21 protein-coding genes, 1 tRNA gene and 1 pseudogene are annotated in these 25,674 nt (G+C 26.0%); 7 read left to right on the top strand and 16 right to left on the bottom strand.

The window, feature by feature from the left end:
- Positions 1–97 (top strand): annotated as a pseudogene (locus R4K56_RS14820) (transposase); the annotation flags it as partial.
- 292 nt (positions 98–389) lie between these two features.
- Here the strand turns inward: R4K56_RS14820 and R4K56_RS10570 are convergent.
- The 5 genes from R4K56_RS10570 to R4K56_RS10590 all read right to left on the bottom strand — a co-directional run bounded on the left by R4K56_RS10570 (position 390) and on the right by R4K56_RS10590 (position 4,292).
- Positions 390–893 (bottom strand): GNAT family N-acetyltransferase, encoded by a 504-nt coding sequence (locus R4K56_RS10570; protein ID WP_335772368.1) that lies wholly within the window; start codon positions 891–893, stop codon positions 390–392.
- A 41-nt stretch (positions 894–934) separates the two neighbouring features.
- The gene (gene ruvA / locus R4K56_RS10575) at positions 935–1,519 is read right to left on the bottom strand and encodes a Holliday junction branch migration protein RuvA (protein WP_297300584.1); all 585 of its coding nucleotides are present in this window, start codon (positions 1,517–1,519) and stop codon (positions 935–937) included.
- Between the two features lie 4 nt (positions 1,520–1,523).
- Positions 1,524–1,733 carry a heavy-metal-associated domain-containing protein gene (locus tag R4K56_RS10580; RefSeq protein ID WP_297300583.1) on the bottom strand — a complete coding sequence of 70 codons (210 nt, stop codon included), beginning with the start codon at positions 1,731–1,733 and terminating at the stop codon, positions 1,524–1,526.
- Positions 1,734–1,823: 90 nt separating this feature from the next.
- Positions 1,824–3,596, bottom strand: coding sequence for a sensor histidine kinase (locus tag R4K56_RS10585; protein WP_335772367.1), 1,773 nt, complete (start codon positions 3,594–3,596; stop codon positions 1,824–1,826).
- Positions 3,597–3,608: 12 nt separating this feature from the next.
- Positions 3,609–4,292, bottom strand: a complete 684-nt coding sequence (locus R4K56_RS10590; protein WP_335761074.1) for a response regulator transcription factor — start codon at positions 4,290–4,292, stop codon at positions 3,609–3,611.
- 232 nt (positions 4,293–4,524) lie between these two features.
- Between R4K56_RS10590 and R4K56_RS10595 the strand changes: the two genes are divergently transcribed.
- On the top strand, positions 4,525–4,947 hold the full coding sequence (locus tag R4K56_RS10595; RefSeq protein WP_297300580.1) for a metal-dependent transcriptional regulator: 423 nt from the start codon (positions 4,525–4,527) through the stop codon (positions 4,945–4,947).
- Positions 4,948–5,914: 967 nt separating this feature from the next.
- Here the strand turns inward: R4K56_RS10595 and lysA are convergent.
- From lysA to R4K56_RS10635, 8 genes are all read right to left on the bottom strand, one after another.
- Entirely contained in the window at positions 5,915–7,153 is a 1,239-nt protein-coding gene (gene lysA, locus R4K56_RS10600; protein WP_335772366.1) for a diaminopimelate decarboxylase, read from the bottom strand.
- Between the two features lie 33 nt (positions 7,154–7,186).
- Positions 7,187–8,122 carry a divergent polysaccharide deacetylase family protein gene (locus tag R4K56_RS10605; RefSeq protein WP_335772365.1) on the bottom strand — a complete coding sequence of 312 codons (936 nt, stop codon included), beginning with the start codon at positions 8,120–8,122 and terminating at the stop codon, positions 7,187–7,189.
- A gap of 66 nt (positions 8,123–8,188) precedes the next feature.
- Positions 8,189–8,476 (bottom strand): hypothetical protein, encoded by a 288-nt coding sequence (locus R4K56_RS10610; RefSeq protein ID WP_335756922.1) that lies wholly within the window; start codon positions 8,474–8,476, stop codon positions 8,189–8,191.
- Positions 8,477–8,494: 18 nt separating this feature from the next.
- On the bottom strand, positions 8,495–9,190 hold the full coding sequence (locus R4K56_RS10615; protein WP_335772364.1) for a metallophosphoesterase: 696 nt from the start codon (positions 9,188–9,190) through the stop codon (positions 8,495–8,497).
- Entirely contained in the window at positions 9,191–10,354 is a 1,164-nt protein-coding gene (locus tag R4K56_RS10620) for an HPr family phosphocarrier protein (RefSeq protein ID WP_335756924.1), read from the bottom strand. It abuts the gene before it with no gap.
- Between the two features lie 22 nt (positions 10,355–10,376).
- Complete coding sequence (locus R4K56_RS10625) at positions 10,377–11,900, bottom strand: GTPase family protein (RefSeq protein ID WP_335772363.1); 1,524 nt, start codon at positions 11,898–11,900, stop codon at positions 10,377–10,379.
- A 33-nt stretch (positions 11,901–11,933) separates the two neighbouring features.
- Complete coding sequence (locus tag R4K56_RS10630; protein ID WP_335770332.1) at positions 11,934–13,013, bottom strand: GTPase; 1,080 nt, start codon at positions 13,011–13,013, stop codon at positions 11,934–11,936.
- Between the two features lie 92 nt (positions 13,014–13,105).
- A complete protein-coding gene (locus tag R4K56_RS10635; RefSeq protein WP_335772362.1) occupies positions 13,106–14,206 on the bottom strand; it encodes a hypothetical protein in 1,101 nt (366 codons plus the stop codon).
- A 462-nt stretch (positions 14,207–14,668) separates the two neighbouring features.
- Here R4K56_RS10635 and R4K56_RS10640 point away from each other — a divergent pair, with 462 nt between their 5' ends.
- Positions 14,669–16,252, top strand: a complete 1,584-nt coding sequence (locus tag R4K56_RS10640; RefSeq protein WP_335772361.1) for a helix-turn-helix domain-containing protein — start codon at positions 14,669–14,671, stop codon at positions 16,250–16,252.
- Positions 16,253–16,335: 83 nt separating this feature from the next.
- Here R4K56_RS10640 and R4K56_RS10645 read toward each other — a convergent pair whose 3' ends face one another.
- The 3 genes from R4K56_RS10645 to R4K56_RS10655 form a co-directional block, all read right to left on the bottom strand.
- Complete coding sequence (locus R4K56_RS10645) at positions 16,336–16,950, bottom strand: DUF1318 domain-containing protein (protein WP_335756929.1); 615 nt, start codon at positions 16,948–16,950, stop codon at positions 16,336–16,338.
- Between the two features lie 20 nt (positions 16,951–16,970).
- A complete protein-coding gene (locus R4K56_RS10650) occupies positions 16,971–20,243 on the bottom strand; it encodes an AsmA family protein (protein WP_335772360.1) in 3,273 nt (1,090 codons plus the stop codon).
- Between the two features lie 102 nt (positions 20,244–20,345).
- Positions 20,346–22,010, bottom strand: a complete 1,665-nt coding sequence (locus R4K56_RS10655; protein WP_335772359.1) for a peptidase — start codon at positions 22,008–22,010, stop codon at positions 20,346–20,348.
- A gap of 143 nt (positions 22,011–22,153) precedes the next feature.
- Between R4K56_RS10655 and R4K56_RS10660 the strand changes: the two genes are divergently transcribed.
- The 4 genes from R4K56_RS10660 to R4K56_RS10675 all read left to right on the top strand — a co-directional run bounded on the left by R4K56_RS10660 (position 22,154) and on the right by R4K56_RS10675 (position 25,243).
- Positions 22,154–22,236 (top strand) — tRNA-Tyr (locus tag R4K56_RS10660).
- A gap of 41 nt (positions 22,237–22,277) precedes the next feature.
- Positions 22,278–22,601 carry an STAS domain-containing protein gene (locus R4K56_RS10665; RefSeq protein ID WP_335772358.1) on the top strand — a complete coding sequence of 108 codons (324 nt, stop codon included), beginning with the start codon at positions 22,278–22,280 and terminating at the stop codon, positions 22,599–22,601.
- A 104-nt stretch (positions 22,602–22,705) separates the two neighbouring features.
- On the top strand, positions 22,706–23,098 hold the full coding sequence (locus R4K56_RS10670) for a rhodanese-like domain-containing protein (RefSeq protein ID WP_335756933.1): 393 nt from the start codon (positions 22,706–22,708) through the stop codon (positions 23,096–23,098).
- Between the two features lie 183 nt (positions 23,099–23,281).
- A complete protein-coding gene (locus R4K56_RS10675; RefSeq protein WP_335772357.1) occupies positions 23,282–25,243 on the top strand; it encodes an AAA family ATPase in 1,962 nt (653 codons plus the stop codon).
- Positions 25,244–25,674: the final 431 nt, after the last annotated feature.

Consider the following 25,674-nt stretch of genomic DNA (forward strand, 5'->3'; position numbering starts at 1 on the left):
GAGAAAATATAATAATTTTTGGAATCATAAACGTATACATTCTGCTTTAAATTATGATACACCTGTGTTATACTTCAAGAAATTAAGGAATACTTAATGCAATATGTCTGGCTCCTGTGCAACTAAAAATTTTTAAGTTTGTCAATTTTTTTATTCAACTTTTTCCCGCCGCAAAAAGTTGCAAAAAGTGCAAGTATAAAATCAGTACTAAATCATACTAAATTCGTGTTACATGTAAGATAAATTATTAATTTTGTACAATAATAAGTAATCAACCGCACATATAGTGGGCATTTGATAAGATCAAACAGTGCTGTGCTGAAAGGTGCCGCAGCTAGCGGTTGACAAAATATAGTTGTTTAGGTATATACTCAAATTAAAATTACTTATTATAAATCATAAATATAAATAACTTCTTCTATATCTTCATCATCTATTTTTAGAGTGTTTTTAGTACCTGAATCTTTGAATCCGTTTTTCTCATAGAACTCTTTTGCTCTTTCATTCTTATCGAAAACACAAAGACATATTTTTTTATAACCTAAATCTTTTATATATTTGACAGCATGCTCTAATAATAAACTGCCTATTCCAGAGCCTTGATATATAGGGTGAACATACAATGATATTATCTCGCCGTATCCTTCCATATTGCATCTGCTTTTACCATGCGAAACAACTGCTATAGGCTTATCATCAATATAAGCAATATGAGCCTCTCTAGTTTTATTATTTATACCGTCTTCAAATTCTTCACACCAATCATCTAAATATATTCGCTTTAAATATGAATCAGGTATAATATTTTTATAAGCATCTTTCCAACATATAGCATGCAATTTGCTTATATCAAAAACATCGTTTAATTCAGCTTTCTTTATTGTTATATCCATTTAATTTTATACCTCTATATGAAGATTTTTTTATTATAAAATTATATAGAACTTAAATTTCTTAAAGCATTACTTATAAGATCTTCAGTACTCATATTCGCTTTATTTTCTATTGATGATAAAGCCTTAATAGCTTCATTATTTGAAAAACCTAATGATATCAAAGCCTTTATAACATCGCTTTCATTATCATTGTAATTTTTTATCATTGACGGAGAAACATTAATATCAATCTTTTCTATCTTATCTCTAAGTTCAAATAAAAGTTTCTCTGCCTTTTTTAAGCCCATACCGGGAACTTTCTTTAATAAATTAATATCTTTATTAAAAAGTATATGCATCAAATCATTTATAGAATAGGTAGAAAGTATTTCCATAGCAAGTTTCGGCCCTACTCCCGATGTGGACATAAGAGTTGAAAACATTTTCTTTTCTTCCCTTGTAGCAAAACCATAAAGAATCATCGCATCTTCTTTGTGTATAAGCTGGGTATATAATCTTATATTATCATCATTTTTTACTTCTAATTTCTTTGATACTATAATCTCATACCCTACTCCATTACAAAGAATAGCAATGATACCTTCCGATATAAGACAAACTTTACCTTCTATAAAAGCAAACATATTATTATAAACTAGCCTCGTATTCTAATTCTGTTATAGCAGCAATCATTTTATCTGTTGTTACTTTGCTCTCATCGTATTCTACTTCAGCACAAGCATTTTCTAAACTTACATTAACTTTGCTTACGCCTTCTAAAGCTGTAAGTTCTTCAGTAACTGCCTTAACACAATTTTGACAGCCCATTCCTTTGATTTTTATAACTACATTTTTCATTTAAACACCTCTTTGTTTTAATTATCTAACAAATTATATACTACATAAAGGTATTTTTCAATAATATAGAATATCAAAATATATTATTTTTTATTTATTTTCATCATTTTTGCTTTTTTCTGTTTCTTCTTCTTTATATAAATTAAATACCACACTCATTTCAGTGCCTACATTTTCTTCACTCTTTATATTTATATCAGCATTATAATAATTACATATATTCTTTACTATTGTAAGGCCAAGACCTGTACCATGAACTTTTAGATATTTATTATTTTTAACTCTAAAAAATCTCTCAAATATTCTATTTAAATATTGAGGAGCAATTCCGCAGCCTGTATCTTTTACTGTGAATATAGCTTTATCAGCCTTTTGTTTTAATGATATTTTTACATCGCCGCCGTCATCTGTATATTTTATAGCATTATCAACTAAATTATTAACAACCTCTGTAATTTTTTCTTTATTAGCCATTATAATAGCTGATTCAATATCCAAATCTATATTTATATCTCTTTGATCTGCTTTTATTCTATTACTCTCAAATACATCAAGCACTACATCTTTAATATCTATTTGTTCATCGATGGTTTCTTTCCAATTAGCTTCTATTCTGCTTAATGTAAGCATATCAACTACAAGGTCTTTCATTCTTAATGCTTCATTATTTATACGTTTAATAAAATCATCTTTATTTTTTCCGCCGCCTGTCGCTATAAGAAGTTCAGAATATCCTATTATGGAAGTAAGAGGAGTTTTTAATTCATGAGAGGCATTTATAAAGAAGTCCTGCTTTTCTATTTCTACCTTTCTTATATCAGTAACATCTTCAAATTTAATCAACGCTGATATATTTTCATTATTACGTATGGGTACAATACTAATCTCTATATCCATAGTATGTTCTTTAACATCAAATTTAGAAAATCTGCTGAACTCTATGGCATTATCTATCTTTTCTATTACATTTTCATCTTTTATAATTTCACTAAGCTCTTTTATATTGCTGTCAGATATTTCAAGCAAATCTAAGGCATATTGATTAATAAAAAATATTTCTTTATTCTTATTAACTGCTATAATACCTTGAGCTATATTCTCAAGTACATAATTCAATTTTTCTTTTTCAGTTTGATACCCAGTGATATTTTCATTCAAGCTTAAAGCAAGTTCATTAATATCATATAGAATACTATTAATATCATTATATCCTGTCAAATTTTTGGGGGCAGCCGACTTATTATTATATATATTATCAAGAGTTTCCTTTATCATATAGAAAGGAATCATAATATTCCTGCTCATTAGAGGAAGAACTAAAGACATAACTATAATAACAATACCTATAACCATAACTGCTGTAAATAAAAAGCTTATTAAATATTTATTTACAGAGTCTATAGGTATTGATACCCTAAGTATATAATCTCTATTATCATCAGCTTTAATTTTTTTAGATACATACATATATGGCGTTTGCTGACTAATAGAAGTATTTATAGAAAAAGCAGGTTTATTTTCGGTACTATGCAATGCCTCTATAACATCACTTCTATTTGTATGATTACCCATAGGATTTTTTGTAGTATCAGCCAGAGTATCAGCAACAACCATACCATTTGTAGAAATAATACTTATTCGTAATTCTTCTTTATCAGATTGAAGTACAAATTTTTTGAAAGCATCTTCTGTTTGTATATCATATAAATCAATCTCTTTCTCAAGCATATCCATAATATTTACTATCATAACTTGGCTATACATAATATTATTGTATTGCACTGTAAATAATATACCTATAAACATTAAGGCACTTGATAGTATCAAAATGAGTAATGATTTATAAAATATATTCTTAATCATAGTATTTGTTTATTACACTTCAGTTAATTTATAACCCATACCTCTAACAGTAATGATATTTTCTTTTGTCAAATCCAATTTCTGTCTAATAGACTTTATATGCATATCAATAGTTCTAGTTTCCATTGAATGATCAACACCCCATACTTCTTCAAGCATAGTTTCTCTGTCTACAACATTATTGGCATTTTCCATAAGTAATTTAAGCAAATCAAATTCTTTTTGGGTTAAAACAACCTGCCTATCTCCGACAAATACGCTTCTCTTTTTAACTACAAGCTTTATTTCTCCGAAAGTAAGCTCTTCAGCATCGAGTCTTACATCTTTTTTTCTTAAATTTGCTTTTATTCTAGCAAGAAGTTCTAAAACTGAAAAAGGCTTAGGCATATAATCATCAGCACCTAAATTAAGTCCTGTAACTATATTAATTTCACTTGCCTTTGCTGTCAGCATTATTACTTTAATTGGAAGATGAGCGTATTCGGTTCTTATAATTTTTAAAATTTCAGTACCCTCTATGTCTGGAAGCATTATATCTAGCAAAACTAGATTAGGTGTCTGCTTTTTTAATGCTTCAAGCATATCATTACCATTTGAAAAACATTCTATAGTATATCCTGCTTCTTCAACTGTGTACTTAATAAGATCTCTAATATTGTCATCATCTTCTACTGAGTAAATAAGTTCTTTATTCATAAAACAAACTACCAAAATAATATATTTTTTTGTTATATAATTGTATATTTTTACTATTTAATATACAAATAATATACGGTAATAATAATATAATAAAAATTTACATTTTTGTCAAAATTTTTATGCTCAACTTTCTAATATTATTATTTTATAATAACTTTAATATTTAACATTAGGTAAAAAATTAAATTTAAATGTTGACTTATACTATATTTAATATTAAAATTATCCTATGAAACAAGATTTAACACCTATATTAGAAAATTATTTAGAAACTATTTATAACTTAGAAGTAGAAAAAAACTTTAAAGAAGCTATTAGAATCACAGACATAGCAGATGTTGTAGGACGTTCTAAAGCTAGTGTTAATACCGCTATAAAATCATTATCAAAATTAGGTCATATTAAACATGAACATTATGGCGATATAGAATTAACAGATTCAGGCAGAGCTATAGGAAAAGATATTGCCGAAAGACATGCTATATTCTATTACTTCCTTACAAAAGTATTAAATGTAGATGAAAAAATAGCTGATGAAGAAGCTTGTCTTATAGAACATGCTATGAGTAAAGATACTGTACATAAATTCAAAGAGTTTCTTTGCGGATACTGTAAAAAAGAAAATATATTTAACAATTCTAATAAAAATTAATACAGTTAATAGAATATATTATCCGCAATTAAGTTTTTAATAATATTATAAACTTTTTTACTATATATTACTCTATTTTTACACATATTTATATAAAACTATTTCCACTTTATAGTATATACCAAAAATTTTTAAGTTTCTCAACTGATGCACTTTATATAAATTTTATCTACTTTTTTGCCGCACAAAAAAGTAGCAATATCCTCAACAAGCTCGGATACGCTTCGCGAAAACGCAATTGCTAGAACTTTATATTTGAAAATATTCATTAAATATAGGATATAACCTAAATTTAGACTAAAAATGCAGTCTTTTTGGTTCTTTGTGCCAACAAAAGAACTGGGGTGCTGCGTAAGCACACAGCGTGGTGGGCAAAGCCCTGCAGATATTTAAAATTTAAAAAAATTATTTCTGACAAAATATAGTTGTTGAGGTATATACTAAGAATTTTTAAGTTTGTCAACTGATGCACTTTATGTAAATTTTATCTACTTTTTTGCCGCACAAAAAAGTAGCAATATCCTCAACAAGCTCGGATACGCTTCGCGAAAACGCAATTGTTAGAACTTTATATTAAATATATACTAATTAAATATAGGATATAACCTAAATTTATATTAAAAATACAGTTGTTCGCGAAGCGTATCCGAGTTTATCGAGGGTATAAGGTTCTTTTATACCAATACCGAAAGGTACCTACTCGGTAAAAGAACTGGGGGTGTGGGGGCAAAGCCACCACAAACAATAAAATTGAAAAAACAAAAATTGACAAAATATAGTTGTTTAGGTATATACTAAAAATTTTTAACTTTATAAAGATTATAATAATATAGACTTTAATTTAAACAGACGAAGAAATAAAATTTTTGAAATCTTTTCATAACTAATTAAAGTATAAATAAAAAAATCTGCCAAAATTACTTTTTATATAATTCTGACAGATTAATATTTTTATATAGAATAAATTTTAAATTATCTCATTTGCTATCATATCTTCAAAAGTTTGTCTTTTTCTTATAACATAATGCTTATCTTTATCAACCATAATTTGTGATATTAAAGGTCTTGAATTATAATTGCTTGACATACTAAATCCATAAGCACCAGCATCTAATAAAGCAACATAATCACCTTCTTCTATGAATGAACATTCCCTATTATAAGCAAAGAAGTCTGAACTTTCACATATAGGGCCAACAAAATCATAATTAGAAACATTCTCTTTTTTCACTAATGGACATATATCATTATAAGCATCATACATAGCTACTCTTATATAATCATTCATACCGCCGTCTAATATAGCATATTTTCTTCCCAATTCTTCCTTAATATATTCAACTCTCATTATTAAAGCACCAGATTCTGCCACAAAATATCTTCCAGGTTCTGTTGTTACATTAAGATTCATTTCTTTTAATAAATTAATACTTTTACTCTTAAAGTGTTCAAAATCGAATCCAGAACTATTTTTATCATAGCGTACGCCATATCCTCCGCCTATATCAATATCTGTAATATTGAATCCCATACTATTAACATCATTAATAAAATCTTTCATAGCTAAAATAGCTTTATAAAAAGGCTCTGAATCTGTCATTTGAGAACCTATATGCATTGATAAAGACTCTATTGATATATTATCCAAAGACTTTAATAAGTTTGCATTTTCTCTTATAGTTTTTATACTTATTCCAAATTTATTTCCTGTAACACCTGTTGTAATTTTTTCATGAGTATGTGCATCAACATTAGGATTTACTCTTATAGAACATTTTACTCTTTTTTTCATTTCTTTAGCTATATTATTAATTCTTACTGCCTCTGGAATAGATTCTATATTAAAGCGTTTTATATTAAGCTCTATTGATTTTCTTATTTCTTCTTCCGTTTTAGCAACTCCAGAAAACACTATATTTTCAGCTTTTCCGCCAGCCTTTATATATTTTAAAGTCTCCCCAATAGATACTACATCAGCACCTATACCTTCATCTGCCATCATTTTTAATATAGATAAGTTATTTTCAGCTTTAACTGCATAAGCTATTAACACATTATCTAAAGATGAAAATATATCCTTTAAAAACCTTATTTTATTTAAAATATCATTCTTTGAATAAATATAAAAAGGACTGTCATAAACTTCTGCAAGTTCTCTAATATCAATATCTTCACACATAAGTATATTATCTTTATAACCAATCATTACATCACTCCTAATTTTTTTATTTTCTAATTTTTATTGGTTGGTTGAAATTGTATCCAAAACCTCTGTTATATTTACACTAATTATACCTTCTTCAAAAAGAAGCGGCAAATTATTTTCAAGCACATTCAATGTTTCTTCACTTTGATAATGCCCTATTCCTACAGCAATGCCATGTTCTTTTGATAATCTTATAAGTTCTCTCCATTGCTTCATTATAGAATCATAATCTCTTTCATTGTCTAAAAATACAGACCTTTTTGCTGTTTTCACATTATTTTTTAATGCTGTATCATATATTAAACTTCCAGCAACTGTATAAGAATCTACAAAATACTTATCATTATTTTTAGCATAATCAACCATATAAGAAACAGTATCTATATTTTTACTTGCCACAGAACCTGTATGATTATTCATTCCTTTAGCATAAGGCACCCTTGAAAATGAATAGTCTAATAATTTAAAAACTTCATCTCTATTCATTCCATTTCTAATTAAAGTTTGCTCACCGAAATATTCGCTTCCTTCCATAGGTATATGCAATATAACATTAAGATTATTGCTATATGCTAAATAAGAAAAATCAATACTATGGCTGGAATCTGGAAGAACAGCAAATGTTATACCATATTCATTAGCTAAATGAAAATATCTGTCTATATAATCTAATGTATTTCCGCTATCATCTATTATAATGCTTATGCGATTACTGCTTTCTATAGGTTTTATTACATTGTTTAATATTGGCTCTACTATATTAGGGGAATTTATATCTGCTAAATGAAAAGCATCATCTGCATTCTTTTCTGGCATAGTATTATCTGAAATTATATTAGTTTCTGATTCATTAGAAATATTATCTGTATATTCAAAATTAATATTATAATTTTCCTTCACTTTAATAAAAGTAAAAGCAAATATCAAAATCACAACAATAAAAGATAAAAAAACAAGTACTCTTTTCATAAAACAGCATTAACATAAATTATACAAAATATGTTAAATAATATCCTAAACAGTAATAAAAGTCAATTATTTATGTAACATATAATCTACACTAACAACAGCAGGTTCATTACATTTTGGGCATTTAGGACATTTAGGTTCTAATATTTTTTTTAATATTCTTTTTAATGTACTCTCTTTTTTATCTGATTTTATTGTAGATTTTACATTGCCATTTTCATCAATTTCTGTATTTTCATCAAAATCTAATGAAATCAATGAAAGTTCTGAAGGAGCATTTAATTTTTCATCTGTAGTAAAAAAATACCCGCAATTTTTACATTTATAATGAAAGGGAGGTCTATCTGGAAACATATAAACTCCATAATTTTTTTATATATCTAATACAAGTAATTTGTTCTGTTCTGTATCAAAATGATCTGCCATGTATATAGTATAACTATCTTTTTTGATAACGCTTCCAGGTTTTACCCTATTATGACCTACAACTTGATTATATCCTATCCAAGCATCTTCAAATAAATCTTGAGTATCAGCCCATAAAGGCCCAGCAAATTTATTTAAGCCTCCGCGTCTAAAAGAGACAACATTACAATCTTCTTTATCATTGTTATAAACTATATTAACAACATTACAAACATTATCAATATTAATATCTTTTATATCATACTGTACTTTTATATAATCAATCCAGCCGTTTGTAAGTCCTGCATGGGTAAATATATAATTATTTTCTATATGTATCATTTTAAATAAATCCGCACTATCATTAAATATTTCATGCATTTCTTTAGCATAACTCTTTCTATATCTGCTTGCTGTAGGATATCCAACTATATATTGAAAATCATGATTTCCTATAAGAAGTTCAACATTATCATTATGATTCTTTTTAAACTCTATAACATTTCTAAGGTTCTCTGATATTTCCTCATCTGTAAAAGTAACCCAACTGTCATCACTATAATCACCCATAAAGATAACCTTATCAAAACTATCGAATTTTCCTTCAAGCAATTTTTTCCAGCAATCTTTACCATGCAAATCACCTATGACAGCAACTTTCATTTAAAGCCTCCTTAAAAATCTATTTAAACATTTATAATCAATAGATATATTTTTATTATCCCTTACTTTAGCTACATAAACATTTTCAAATTCTTTTTGCAAGTCATCTTTTAATTCTCTTACCAATTCTAAATACTCATTATTATTTGAATAGAATTTTTTGCTTACATTTTTTAATTCATAATTCTCTTTTATTTTTTCTATTATATTGTCCATCAAATGTTCATTAATCTCATAAATCTTACCAATATTTTGTATAATATTTATAAGCCTATAAAGATCAACTGAAGAAACATTTGTAGAAGGCATCATGTAAATATCTATAGAATAATCGCAGGATTTAGCCTTATCTTCCAATACATAATCTAAAGTCTTTATAGCATCATTGACAAAACCTTCATTAATGGTCATGTCATATTCTACTTTTATAGGTCCGATTCCTATTAATTTTTTTATAAATAAAGTATCAAATTGATTATAAAAATATTTTTTTACGCTATTAAAAAGTAAATACTCGTAAAAATATTTCATCTCTTTTTTCTCTACAATATTTATTAATTCAGATATAAAAGTCTTTAATTCATTTTTGTTTATAGGTATTTCATAATGAGAAGCTATTATTTCTACAACATCAGGTATATTATTGTTTATCATATTATAAATTTCTGTTTTATCATTATCTTTTACATATACAATATTGTAGTTAACGTACTTTGAATACTCTAAATCAAAACTATCTCTTTTCTCTTTTAAAAGATTTACTTTTTCTTCTATAGTTTCTTTTACAATATCCTTTTTATCATCTGGAGTTAAATATAATATTTCCTCTTCTAAAAGTTTATTACCTTCAGATTCTTTTTCTTTATTAAGTTCTTCAATTTTCTCTAAAGTATAAAATTCCTTTTTATCTAAAAGTTCCTCTATTCTTTTTAGAGTATCTATTTTATCTTCCCCAGAAACATATAATGTAAATATATCTCCATACTTTATATCTAATCCCATCATTTTAACAAATGATTTAGCATTAACTCTTTTTCCATTTTTATTTTCTATTTCTATCTTATCTCCTACAGTTCTAAAGAAATCAACAATAGAATTAATTACTTTATTGTCAGAATTAAGATGATTTTGACATTCAAATTCTTTAGATATAAATTCTTCCATATATTCACCCTTATAAATATGATTATTTTTTTATCAATAAACTATTTTGTTTACCTAATATAATATCATACTTATTTCTCAAAATTTCAAGAACTTTTTTCGCTCCGGAAATACCTCCTCCAAATAATAAACTTCCAGCTTTTATAATAAGTATTAAAACATTTATTCCCCTAACCCCTAAAGCAGCAGCAATACCAACGCCAAGTATTCCGGCAACAACTGCATTTACCATAGGAATAAAAAGAGTCGGAATAATTAAAGCAAGACTAGATATAAGAATTGCCCATAAATTATTTTTTAAAGTTTTTATTTTATATACATCTTTGGCTAAATCACCATGCAGAAGTATTAAATTTTCATTGTTTGATATTCTTTTTACTAAATCATCAACATTATTGCATTGTATATTTTTTTTATACCTATTCAAATAATTTGTAAATATACCGTCATTATCAGTTTCAACTACTTCTATATTATCTCCTCTAGCAATGGCTATGGCAAGCCTTTTTATTTCGTCTTTAACATAATTACCAAATCCGGAAGTAAAAATCATTGAATCTATAAACTTTTCATCTCCTGCAAATATAGAAAAAAAGCCTTTAGGCTGCAATGAAAATAAAGACATATAACTGAGCGAATATATAATATTTTTAATATATTTTTTATCTATCATATATAACGCTGATAAATGAGAAACAATATCTATGTTTGCCCTATATATAATTTCTATTTTGTCAGTCTTAGATTTATTTATGGCCTGTAATATAATATTATCAGCATCTTTCTCTTTAGATTCTATTAACTTTAATTTCTTTTCAAGATTTATACGCTGTGCTTCTTCAAAAGCTTTTTTATATGCATTAGGAAGTATTTTTAAGCTGTATTCAAATAATTCATCTATTCCCTTTCTTCCTGCTTCAATATTATTAGTGCATATAATTCTATCTTCTGGTATTTTTCCATCATTCATTAATTTTTCTTTAATTGCAATGAATTGTTTTTCTCTAGTTATATCTATTTTACTAATTATAACTACTGTAGATTCTTTAGGAAATATATCTATAATTTTTAAATCTGTATTTGTAACTCTGCCTCCAAAACCTTGAATAACATACCAAAATATATGAATATGATCATCAACATTTCTGGAGCTGTCTTGCATCTTTCTAATAAAATCTCTTGTTCTATTTATGAATTCATCTTCGCCCTTATCCGGTTCAAGTCCTTTAGAATCCCAAATAGTTACTAAATCATTTGAATATTTTATATAATCCTGAGTTGCTGGTTCCCCATCTTTTATTCTATCCTGAGGTACTTTTTCTTCACCTAATAATGACTGTATTATGCTAGTTTTACCAGAACCAGTGTAACCGCATATTAAAATATTTGGTTTCTTTATATTCTTTTTTAATTTTTCTATAATAGAATATACATCAGTATTATTTTGATTAATTTTATCTGAAGATATTTTACCAAGAAAACTTTTTGAACCAACATTAAAAGAACTTACAGAAATTCCTGAACTCATTCCAAAATTATTCTCCATTAAACTTTCTCCATTTTTTAATTTATAAAATAATCATTTATTAGTCTTTTGATATTGTTTGAAATACTCCATAAATACATCATAATCAAAATTAATAGTAGGTTGGGTTTCACCTTTAACCTTAGCAATAGCTATTCTTTCAAATTGTTCTTGTACAAAATGTCCTAAAGCACTTATTACAGATAAAACTGTAGTATAATTAAGAATATTATTTACTATAGGTATTAATTTAGTTATTCCTCCGCTTTCCATCATTTCTAAGGTTTTAACAAGTAAAGGTAAAACATCTTTCTGTAATTGTTCTTTATCTAAATTATACAAAGCAGCAAGTCCAGCTATCATTACAGTTTGAACCTGAATTATTCTAGAAGCATTTAACAAAGATTGAAGATTTAACGCTACTATACTTACTGTTGAAGTTTTAATAATATTTAATGCTTGCTGTTTCTTTTCTTTTATTTTTTCAATAGCTTTTTCTATATCTATACGCTGTGCTTCTTCAAATGCATAACGATAGGCATCAGGAAATATTTTTAAGCTAGTTTCATATAATTCCTCTATTCCTTTTCTTCCTGATTCAATATCACTAACACATATAATTCTATCATCTTGTATTCCTGTATGTTCAATTAACATTTCTTTAATTGCATTAAATTGTCTTTCTTTTATTAAATCCGCTTTGCTAATTAAAATTAAAGTTAATTCTTTAGGGAATATTTCTATAAATTTTAGATCAGTTTGAGTAACTTTGGAAGCTGCTCCATTAATAACATACCAGAATATATGAATATGATCATCTATATTTTTTGAACTATCTTGCATTGTTCTAATAAAATCTTTTGTTCTATTTATAAATTCATCTTCTCCTTTATCTGGTTCCAATCCTTTAGAATCCCATATTCTAATCATTTCATTTTCATATATTTCATAATCTTTTGTCATAGTACGCACAATTTTATCTTGAGGAACTAAATCTTCACCTAATAATGACTGTATTATACTGGTCTTACCTGAACCACTATAACCGCATATTAAAATATTTGGTCTTTTGTATTTTTCTCTCTCTTTTTCAAATTGTTTGATAAGTTCATTTTCTATATCATAATTTTCCATTTTTTATTCCATATATATTAAAATATTAGATTAAATAAAAATTATTGTGTTGGAATAATAATTATCCCAACACAATATATTATTATCTATAATTATTTATTATTTTTTTGATATTGAGCAAAAAATGCCATAAATACTTCAGGGTCAAAATTAATAGTAGGAGGAGTTTCACCTTTAACCTTAGCAATAGCTATTTTTTCAAATTGATCCTGTACAAACCAACCTAAAGCACCTGTTATAAGCACTGCTACACCAGCATTTAATAAATTACCTACACCAGGAAATAATTTAGCCAAACCACCTGCCGCTATAACCCCAACAGTTCTTGCAATTAAAGGCAAAGCCTGATGCTTTAATTGTTCTTTATTTAAATTATATAGAGCTGCAAGACCAGCAATCATTCCTATTTGTATCGGAGTTATTATTGCCGCATCAGAAAAAGGTATCGGGTTAGCTGCTGCTACACCTGCTCCTGCAGTTGCTCCTCCAATAATAGTTAATGCTTTCGGTTTCTTTTCTTCTATTTTTTGAAGAGCTTTTTCTATATCTATACGCTGAGCTTCTTCAAATGCTGTTTTATAGGCTTCTGGTAATATTTTCAAACTAGTTTCATATAATTCTTTTATTCCTTTTCTTCCTGAATCAATATCACTAACACATATAATTCTATTTTCTGATATACCGCCGTCTTTCATCAATTTTTCTTTAATAGCATTAAATTGTCTTTCTTTAGTTATATCTGATTTTGTAATTAATATTAAAGTAGATTCTTTAGGGAAACTTTCTATTATCTTTAAATCAGTATTTGTAACCCTTGCTCCTGGACCTTGTATAGCATACCAAAATATATGTATATGATCATCTACATTCCTTGAAGTATCTTGCATTCTTCTAACAAAATCTTTAGTTCTTCCTATAAATTCATCTTCTCCCTTATCTGGTTCTAATCCTTTAGAATCCCATACTCTAACTAATTCATTTTCATATTTGTCATAATCCTGAGTAGCTGGTTCTCCATCTTTTATCCTATCTTGAGGTACTAAATCTTCACCCAATAAAACCTGTATTGTGCTAGTTTTACCAGAACCAGTATATCCGCATATTAAAATATTTGGTTTTTTATATTTTTCTTTCTCTTCTTCAAATTTCTTATAAAAATCTTCTTCATAATTATAATTTTCAACATTTTCCATATATTAAACTCCAAAATAAAAATATATATTATATAATACAATATAAACAAGAATAAATCAATATATTATGTATAATATCATATTAAAAACTTTATTAAAATAACAAAAAATAATTGTAGTATAAGTATAAAAAATTAATACAAAAAAAATCATTTTTTTATACTAGTATACGTAAATTTCATAAAAATAAATATTATATACCCTAAGGGAATATTGAAAAAATATTTGTAAATAAGTAAATAATAAAGAATTTTCCTTATAACTCAATAAAATTAATTTAAAAAATTCTATATTTTAATATTATTCGATATCAAAAATTCAATTAAAAATGCTATATTAATTTTAAAATATAATATTACTATTTTTATAATACATTTAACGCATAAAAGACCTTGAAATTCTACACATATCGTTTATAATAAGTATAAAATAAAAATAAATTTAATAAAAACAGAAGAAAGTATGATTGATTTTAATTTAAAAGATATTAGAGAAAAAATTTTGAAGTTAACGCAAAGCCAATTTGCTAAAATGTTAGGTGTGCGTCAAGATTATATTTCAAGATTAGAAAGAAATGCTAATAATATAACTCTTGACTTATTAGATAAGCTTGCAGAAAATACAGGGCTAAGTATCGATGAATTAACAAAATACAAAAAAAATTCTTTTGAATCAGAAGATTCTGAGCTATACTACAATCTTATCAATATACAGAATATAGTTGATAAACTCAATGATGAGATTAACACTATAGACAAGAAAAATAATGATAAGATAACCGAACTTTTATCAAATGTATATACTCAAATAAATGAAACATTTGATATTATAGTTTATGGAAGATACAGTTCAGGAAAAACATCATTTATAAACGCTATTTTCGATAAGAACATAGATACTAATCCTTATGCTGAAGATACCAATAATGAAGAATATTATCTTCAAGATGATTCCAAGCTATTTAGAATTATAGAGTATAAGGAAAATGTACTTGATACAAGAAAATACAGCAAAAATAACATGTTTATTTATCTTTGTGATATAAATGCATTTTCTCAGGAAGATGTTACTAATATAAATGCTCTTGTAAACTTTGTAAATAGTTTTAATAATATATTCGTAATATTTTCTAAGGCTAATATTTTTGATGAAAATGAATTAGGAAGTGTTATTGATAAGAAATTTGAAGTATTAAAGAATTTTATTTCTAAAAGCAGTAATAATAAAGAATTTGATTATGAAGCATTAAGACAAAGATTCTTTCCATTTTCTATAAATAACACAAATCTAATAAAAGAAATAAAAAATAGTTTTGTTGAAAGTATAAAATATGCATATTATGCTAAAATATTAGATTGTGTAAACTTTGATATTGAGATAATTGATAATAAAAGCGAATTCCAAGAAAACGATAAATTGGAAATGAACCTATCAAAAATCAAAGTTAATGCTAAAGAGTCTTTTAATGATATTTATAAAAATACATTAAATATAGACAACATTATTAAAGCTATAGATGATAATAATGTATACAGAAAAAAAGATGATATAAAAGTATTATGCAATAGTATCAACTTAGAATTGGATACAAAACTTTATAATATTTTAGCTATTACTGAAGAAGACTTTGCTAATAAAGAAGCTAATAAAACTGCTAAAAACTCAACAAGTATAGCTGTTTCTAGTGTTGGGATAATACCTACTTATAATCTTCTTCAAACAAGCAACATAAAATTAATAAATATTATGGGTGTATCATTATCTTTCTTGCCTAGTGTAGTATTCATATTATCAGGATTTATGTCATTCTCTGGAAATTGGAAAAAAACACTTGCTAAGAAAGTTATAAAAGCTTATGAAGAAGAAAACATTGTATCTAAATACAATAAAATAATAGATGAATATTTTAATACATATTTAACAAATATCAAAGAAATTGATAGTAAAAGAATAGAATTATTAAAATATGAAGATGATGCAAAATTGTATAAAAATACAAGAACTATATTATCTAATTTTGCTTCAGATTTAGAAAACCGTAAATAATTTATTTTAGAATAATAAATAAAAAGAGGTTATGTTATTAAACATAGCCTCTTTTTTTATCAATTATATTTCATATAATCTTATTATTTATTTTCACCTGTATTAGTATAAATACTCCAAGTATCATCTGGAAGCTGATAATAACTATTTTCAATAAGTCTTTGCACATTTCTTCTATATAAAGCAGTTTCTACTTCTTTAATATTAGCCATAGTTAATTTAGGATCTGAAAGTATTAAATATTCTGCTATTGTTCTTCTGTCAGTATTTTCTTTCTCAATGATTTCTTTTATATATTTTACTCTTTCTTCACTATATGTATTTTTTGGTTTTGAAACATCAAAAGCTATATAAGATAAATAACCGCCATTATTCTCACCAATATAATAATTAGTTTTATAAAGATTTATTTCATCTTGATTGAACATACTTCTAATTAAAGCCTGTTTATATTCCTGAGCTAATTCATCAGAAACATTTGTACTTACCATAATAAGGTTTAAATCCTCATCACTTGATAAAGTTGATATTTGATAAGCACTTTCATCAATCTGTCTGTATCTTCCCAAAACCTGTGCTTCTATTAATGTTTTACCTCCTAAAACACGCATCTCTGGTTCCTGAACTAATATAAGTTTAGAACAGCTTGTAAATAGTATTACAATCAAAGAAATAAATATTATATTATAAATTTTCATTCAGTATTCTCCTAATATAATTAATTACCTTCCAAATATGATATTACATCAGAGAAAGGCATCGGTTCAAGACCGAATTTATCGCCTTCAAATGCTATAAGCTGCTGTTTTTGCTGGCTAGCTTTATCCAAATTCTGATCTCTAAAATAGAATGTTGTGAATACCTTATTAGCCGATATACTGAACTCAACTGAGTTAGGGTCATAACCGAATTGAACAATATTTTCAACTGTAGATATACCAGGGTTTATAGGTCTTATCATTTCTATTAAGAATTTAGAAAATTCGGTAGACATCTTACTTATACCAACAAAGAATGTAGTAGGTCTTATATTATTCAAAGGACTTATACCTACTCCTGCCACATCAGCAGTTAAATTAACCAATAATTTTTCATCATTAATTTTTTCTCTGTTTTCTGGTGTAAGCAAATATTTAAAGTTTATATCACTAGCCAAAACACGCATATCATATTTTATGGTGCTTGTATTGAAACTTCCCAAATCAACATTAATCCAAGGAGCATGTATAGCACCCCTTCTTGGAGCTGTATTATTAGATATAGAAGCCAAGAATAAATTATCATCGAATTTTTCACCGCCTATATAAAGTGATGATTTCAAATCCTGTATAGTAACTCCATGTCCCTGAACTCTTATAGAAGAAGAAAAATCTCTTATTCTTATACTATCATCTACAAAAGGAGGTATTTTCAAATAAACTCTCAATTGCTCAAAGTATATGTTAGGTACCTGAGAAATAAGAGGAGTATATCTTGTAGCTGTAACTAAAGTTTCGTTTTTAGTAGGAGTTAAATCAAAATGATAATCAATATTAGAAGTAAGTCCTTTTAATACTATAGACATCTTATCTGGAGAATCCATATTAGCAAAGAACTTATCTGTTTTAAATACTCCATTAGCTATATTATTCTTCAAATTACCATTAACATCAAATAATCCGCCTATCTCTATACCAAAAGGAAGATATAAGCTGTCTGTATCTAGTCCTACATTATAATTTAAATTAGCATTCTTTATTACAGGAGTGAAATATCCGTCTACATATACTTTTAATTTATTTGCAGGACTTTGTAAATTAAATTCCCTTATATTAGCATATAAATTTTCACCAAAATTAACATCAGCATCTACTTTCATAGTAACGTCTTGAAGATTGTACTGTTTTTCTGTTACATAGAAAGTACTAAAATTAGTTACAGTAGCAAAAGTATCTTTTAAAGATAAATCATATCCAAGAGCACTTGTCATTTTTATATCATCTTCAAAAGGCAAACTATCTAATATTTCAGAAAATTTAGGAGAAAGCCATCTTTTCATAGCATAAGGAGCTATTCTGAAAGTGTATATATTAACAAATCCTCCAGTTAATCCCATACCTTCCAAATCTATATTCGACCTGAAATTAAGGAAATTATCCAAATCTAAATTCAATGCTGAAACATCTATTGCCTGAGTAAGTAAATTAGCATTAGCCTCAACATTAACTTTAGCTGTGGCAGTTGAAGATACTTCCCCTGCTAAATTGTAAGAAAAATTCCTTATGACACCATTAACACTAGCATTGATGTCATTTATCATTCTTCCAAAAACATTAACATCTAAATTAAGAGAACCTCTAGCTATACCGCCTGAAAAATGCACTATAGGCAATGAATTCACTTTTATATTCAAATCTGTAGGTTCTTTAAACTTAACATCTCCATTAACAATAATATCAGAAGTAGTTAAATATTTTGTTGATATATTCTCTATATGAACTACTGTATCGCTTGTTTTATTAGGATCGCTTATAGCTGAAGCAATACCTAAAGCACCATTTAAAGATGATAATACATTGAAAGTTACATCTGTATTATTAAATCTATATTTATTAATAGCAGTAACCCTATCTATAGTAGTTTTATGATCTAATCTTATATCTTCGCTTGAAATACTGTTAGGATTAAAAGTAAAACCTACTGTAGTTTTAGAGTTTAAATTATTTACATCTATAAGATTTTTCATAGACATATTTACTTTATCTAAAGCAATATGTATAGTATTTGTTAAATTATTAATAGTTCCGCTGCTTTTTTCAGCATCAACATTAACCATACCGCTTACATTAATTCCTAAAGAAGGAACAAACATAGGAATTAAAGTATTTATCTTATTTAAATTGAGTCTGGCATAAAGAGTATCTAAATTAACTCCTATATTACTTCCAAATATTTGATTAGCTGATGCCACAACTTTAAGTATTTCATCTTTCAAAAGTTCTGAAGATAAATTTTCTATAGTTAAACTTTGAGTTTTGATATTGTATTTAGCAAGCAAATGTGCAGCAAACTGCATATCATCTCTTTTTTTACCATTATATTGAAATTCAGGCTCATCTATTTCAAAATCAAATCTTATTATTATTTCATCTTGACTGTATCCATCTTCTTCCTTAGGATAAGATACATCTAAATTAAATAAAGGTTTATCATTAAAATAAATACTGGCATCATTATAGGCTAAACTATTGCTGATAAAGCTTTTTAAATAAATATCTTTTAAAACTTCAGGAGCTCTTACACCCATAACTTGAGATAATGAAAATCTCTTACTATGTAAATCTAAATGAAGATTATAATTACTTAAACTTGCTATAAGCCCATTATTAGGCTTATTTGTTAAAAAAGACTTGCTGTCTGCTTTGAATGCTAAATTATTTATTCTTACATTCTCTACTTCAGCCTTTAATTTAAGAAAATCTAATTTGCTTATATCAAATGGTTCTTTATTAGTATCTTTCACTTTAGGTTCTGAAGGCGGCATATCTGGAAGATTCCAATTTCCGCTTTCATCAGTGAACATATAAACATATAAATTATCAATTGTTATATCTTGAACATGAAGCTTCAAAAAGAATAATGAGAACAATGAAAATTTTATTCTTAAATTATCCAATTTTATATTTTCTTCATTATTAAAATTAGATGAATTATAAAGAACAACATTACTCATTTCTACTTTTGGAAATAATAAGCCATAACTAAAGTCACCTATTTCCAATTTCCTATTCATAGATGAGTATACAATATCCTGAATGAGATTCTTTACTCTCTCATTATTAAAATATATTCTAGCTCCTACAACTCCTATAATTAATATAAAAAGCAGAATTAATGGAATATATCTTTTTTTAAATTTTCTTTTTTTCTTACTATCTTTATTTTCAGTATTTGCTGATACAGATTCAGAAATAGATTGTTCTTTCTTCTTATTAAATAATTTCTTTATCATACAAACCGTCTTTTTAAATTATATTTTACATGTTTATAAAACAAATTTACACTTAAAAGATAGTATATTATAAAATATATTCTTTAGCAATAGCAAAAATAATTAATTCTCATAATACTGATCATTATTATTATCTAATCTATACACATTTTCATCATTTTCTGTGTTATTATTAGTATCTCCTTCTTCAGTATTAGTATACTCATTAGTATATTCTTCACTGCTGTAATAATAATATTCAGAATTATAATCTTCCGGTCTTATTATTATTACATTATTAGTATTATTGAAATTGCTTTCCAAATTTTCTTCAAATGTTTCTTCCTGAACAGCATTATCCTCATTATTTAAATAATTGTTGCTGTAATTATAATAATCTGTTTCATAAGCGTTGGTGTTATTATACAAATCATCATAATAACCGTAATTATAATCTCCGCTTATTTCATTAGAAACACTCATAGTAAATTCATAGTTTCTAGCTTTAGAATAACCTTTTCTCCATTTTTCTTTAGTCAAATCTCTTTCAAATATAAGATAATATCTTCCCTGTCCTAAACTTATTACCTGTTCATCATCTGTTTGAGGCATTGAGGCAACTTTTCCTAAAACATCATTAGAAATACTTATATTAATAGCCTGAGAATCTATTAAGAAATAAGAAATTTTAACGCTGGATCTTATAGGCACGCTGAAATTATAATAATCTCTGTCATAAGAATAATCTATAGCACCTTTATATGTTTGATTAAATTCTATAGTTTGAGCCTCTTGAGGTTTATTATTAGGTTCATGTTCTGTGTATTTATCGAAAGGCTTAGCTATAATGCTTACTCTATAAGGTATATTATTAACTGCATTTGTAGTAGCCAATATAAAATAATAAGACATATAAGGATACAGTATTAATTTATCAACTGTTTCTCCATCTCCTGTATTATTAATATCTTTCATAGTTATCCAATTACCTTTTTGGTCATAAAGTCTTATACTAGCATCGATGGCTGGAACGCCTGAAAGCTCTATAGAAATAGAATAAGTATTAAAAGAACTGTTTGTTATTTTATAAGCATCTATTTCCATATTTTTTAAATCACCGGTTTTTAATGTAGGATTATAAGTTTGACCATAATATCCTTCTATAGTATAGAGTCTGTTATCGCTATTTACATCTATTATTTGAGCAGCTGAAATTTTATCATTAGGCTCTATTTCATCACTTTCCTTATAGTCTCTTTTCTGTAAAATAAAAGAATAATTAATATTTTCTTTTACATTTTCTTTTGAGGCTATAGATATATAATATTTGTTTTCATCAGGATTGCTTGAAGCCTTCAAATATATTCCTTTCATTATTTGAGTTGAATATATAATATCTTCTGCATTATTTTTATTAGAAGCAACTGTAGCATTAGTATCATCTGATATAGCATTTGTATTAGTTTCTTTTATATTATCTTTTTCTGTAGACGGCTCGCTTATCAATTTTATAATATTAGTTTGATAATCGTATAAAGTCATTATTACAGGAGAATAAGTTGAATTTGATACATAAAAATCTATAATTTTAGTACTATCTTCAACAGTAAAATAATAATAATCTTCCTTATCCCCTTCCAACTGTCCAGTTATTCCATCTTTATTAATCTTTTGAGCAGTTTCAAAAGAATTATTTCCAGAAGCCTTTTTTTCTAGTTTATATTTAGCCGAACTGCAAGAAAAAACTAAAAAACTAATTACAATCATTATAACAAGAATATTTCGCATTCTAATCCCCATTAAAAACAAACTATATACTAATTATACATCATTATACAATAAAAAGATACAAAAATATAAAAAAAATAATAATAACTATTGACATTTTTATTTATACATGCTATTATAATCTCACGTTTTCAAATTAATATGGGTAGGTGGCCGAGCAGTCAATGGCAGCAGACTGTAAATCTGTCGACGTGAGTCTACGGGGGTGCGAATCCCTCCCTGCCCACATTCTTTTTATAAACTTATTTCTTATAAAAGGATTTGATTTTGGCTATAGAATTTAATAATGAATATATATCCATAGTTATGGAAGCCAATCTTTCCACTCCTGATGAAATAAAACAATTTATAGAAGATTCAGATGAAGCATGTAATATTAGAATGCCTGCTGTTGTACTAGATATGAAAAATGTTAGAGAAATCAATAGTGCTGGCATAGCTAAAATTCTTAAATTATATAAAAATCTTCAATCTCTTAAAGTTAAACTATTCATGATAAATTTAGATGATTCTGTTATTCCTACTCTTAAAAGTTTAATGATGTTTAGTTTAATCAAATATTTCGATGATCCTATAGATTTTACATTATAATATACCCCTATACCTTATATAAAAATATTTGTCAAATTTCATTGACTATAATATTTAAAGTGTTATTATTATAATAAGTTTAATTAAATTAGGAGTTTTTTATTATGAGAAAACACATTATTATTTCTTTCAGTATTTTAACACTATTAATTATGAGTTTGCAGGCATATTCACAAGCAAAAGCAAACGGTTTAGAACTTAACAAAGTAGTAGAATTATTAAAATCTGATCCATCTATCACTGTAATAGATGTTAGAACACCAGCAGAAGTTAAAGAAACAGGAGCAATAAAAGATTCTGTTAATATAGATTTCAAAGCTGCTGACTTCAAAACTAAAGTATCTAAATTGGATAAAAACAAAACTTATCTATTACATTGTAAATCAGGAAACCGTGCCGGACAAGCTGCTCAAATAATGATTGATTTAGGCTTCAAAAATATTAATTATCTAAAAAATGGCGGATATGCTGAATTATCAAAAGCATTAAATAAATAAGTTATATATTAATAAAAACAATAAGGGGCTGTAAGAAAATTACAGTCCCTTTTATTTTAACTATTTTGTTTAACAAAATTATTTAAACAAAATTCACAAACTATCAAACAAAAAACTTGAAAAAATAAAAAAAATTTATAATATGTCTGCACAAAATATTTCTATTATTTAAGGAGAACATTTATGAAAAGGTATATAACAATCAAAAACTTTAGAAATATTAATCCTGTAATAGTTAATAAAGATCCTGAAAATAAAGAATGTGAATTAAAATATGGCAGATTATATCTTAATGGAGATTTAGAACAAGGAGCTTTAATAAGTATTATAGGTGCTAATGGTTCTGGTAAAACTAATATATTAAAAGCAATAGAAAAAACATTTAAAGGCGGTATAGAAGCTAAAAAAGATAATCCAAAAATAGAAGGTTTCATATCATGTAAAGCAGAGTTAAATATATTCATTGAAACAGATATAGGACTAAAATATAAAGGTCATGCAGAAAATGATTCTATTGTATGGGAGTTATTAAAAGAAAATACAAATAATATTGTTTTTGATAAAAATTATTTAACAAGATTGATAAATCATATATTTCAAACTAATTCTAATAATGAAAATAATTATTTACAGCAAGAACAAACTATATATCCAATTTATGAATATAATTATAGAAACAGTAATAATACAAAAGAAGAATATACTAATGAAGATATATTAGATTATACAGCAGCATCAATATTAGATATAATTTCTAAATATGATAATAATACAGATAAATTAAAATTATTAACAAGCCTTCTTAATACTCAATATTACAAATTAAATCAAACTTCTAAACATTATGATTTTGTATTCAATGAGAATACAATCAATAATAATGATATAGAAAAAATTGAAAATATATTAAAAGAAATTGATTGTGTAAATAACAATGTATATGTTCATAATAAAAATATAGAAAATGAAGAACTTATAATACAATGCTACAGAAACTATCAAGATTGCTATCAATTTAAAGCAAAAAATATTTTAGATAATTCAGATTTTTTATACTCTTTATTTAAATCAACTAATAATATGGAAATGTACAATTACTTATTAAATAATTACAATGATATATTATCAGATGTAGCATTTACAAAACAAATAGAAAATGAAATAAATAAACTTTTAGAAACTACTATATCCAAAAAATTTAATGAACTGTACAAATCAAATAATGAATATACTTTTAAAATATCATTAGATGAATATTTTATAAAAATATATTTTGAAACTAAAAACGGACTCACAAATTTAGAAAATGAATCAGAAGGCTTTAATTGGTTTTTCAGTTTATTCTTTAATACCATAAATAATAATGAATTAAAAAAAGGAGATATAATTATTATTGATGAACCGGAACAGCATTTATCTGTACCTTTAATAAAAGACCTTAGAAATTTTCTAAAAAGATTCGCAAAAGATAATGGCGTTACAATAATAACATCTATACAAATACCATATTTTGCAGACATTAATTATTTAGATGAATTAAAAATAGTAGAAAGAAAACAAGATTATATAGGAGTAAAAATAGAAAATGATTTCTCTGCAACTTACGGAAAAGTAGATACATTAGAAAAGATAGTTAATGCTTTTGGGGTACAACATATTGATATTACCAGAAATACTAAAATTATATATGTTGAAGGCATAACAGATTATAATTATTTTACAGCTTTCAAAATATTAATGGAGCATATAGAAAATAAAGAAAGTAATATTGCATTCATGCCAATTAATGGAGTCGGAAGACCAAATGATGAAAAAAGGAAAAAAAATATAATAGATTCTTTATGTCAATTATCTGCCCACCCTATTTTACTAATTGATGGTGATGATTCAGCAGATCAGTTTAGAAAATTGGCAGAAAACACTAATTTAAAAATAACACAAATTAAAGATATAGATTCTGATTTTATCACAATAGAAGATTTGTTTGATGATGAAGATAAACAAAAATACAAAATAGATAAAAATAATAAAGATGCATTATCTTCTGGTTTATTAAAAAATAATATAATAGAATACTATGAACAAAATTTAATATCTCAAAAATCTATTAATAATTTCTTTAAAGTTATTAGAGAAATAGATTAATAGATTTATATATACCTAAACAACTATATTTTATCAATTTTAGTTTTTATATTGTTATTATTTTAGGGGAGTAGCCCCCAAACCCCACTTCTTTTGCCGACGCTCTGTGTGCCGTAGGCAAGGTACCTACTCGGTGGTGCCCCAAAGAAGCAAAAGGACTATATTTTAACTCAAATTAATAACCTATCTTACATGTAAGACAACTTTAGTATGATTTAGTACTAATTTTATAATTGCACTTTTTGCAACTTTTTGCGGCGGGAAAAGTTGAATAAAAAAATTACAAAGTTAAAAATTTTTAGTATATACCTAAACAACTATATTTTGTCAAAATTAAAATTATATTTTCTTTTTAATATATGGGGCTTTGCCCCATACCCCAGTTCTTTTATTGGTATAAAAGAACCAAAAAAACTGCATTTTTACTCCAA

This window comes from Brachyspira pulli (assembly GCF_036997785.1).
Classification (GTDB): Bacteria; Spirochaetota; Brachyspiria; order Brachyspirales; family Brachyspiraceae; genus Brachyspira; species Brachyspira pulli.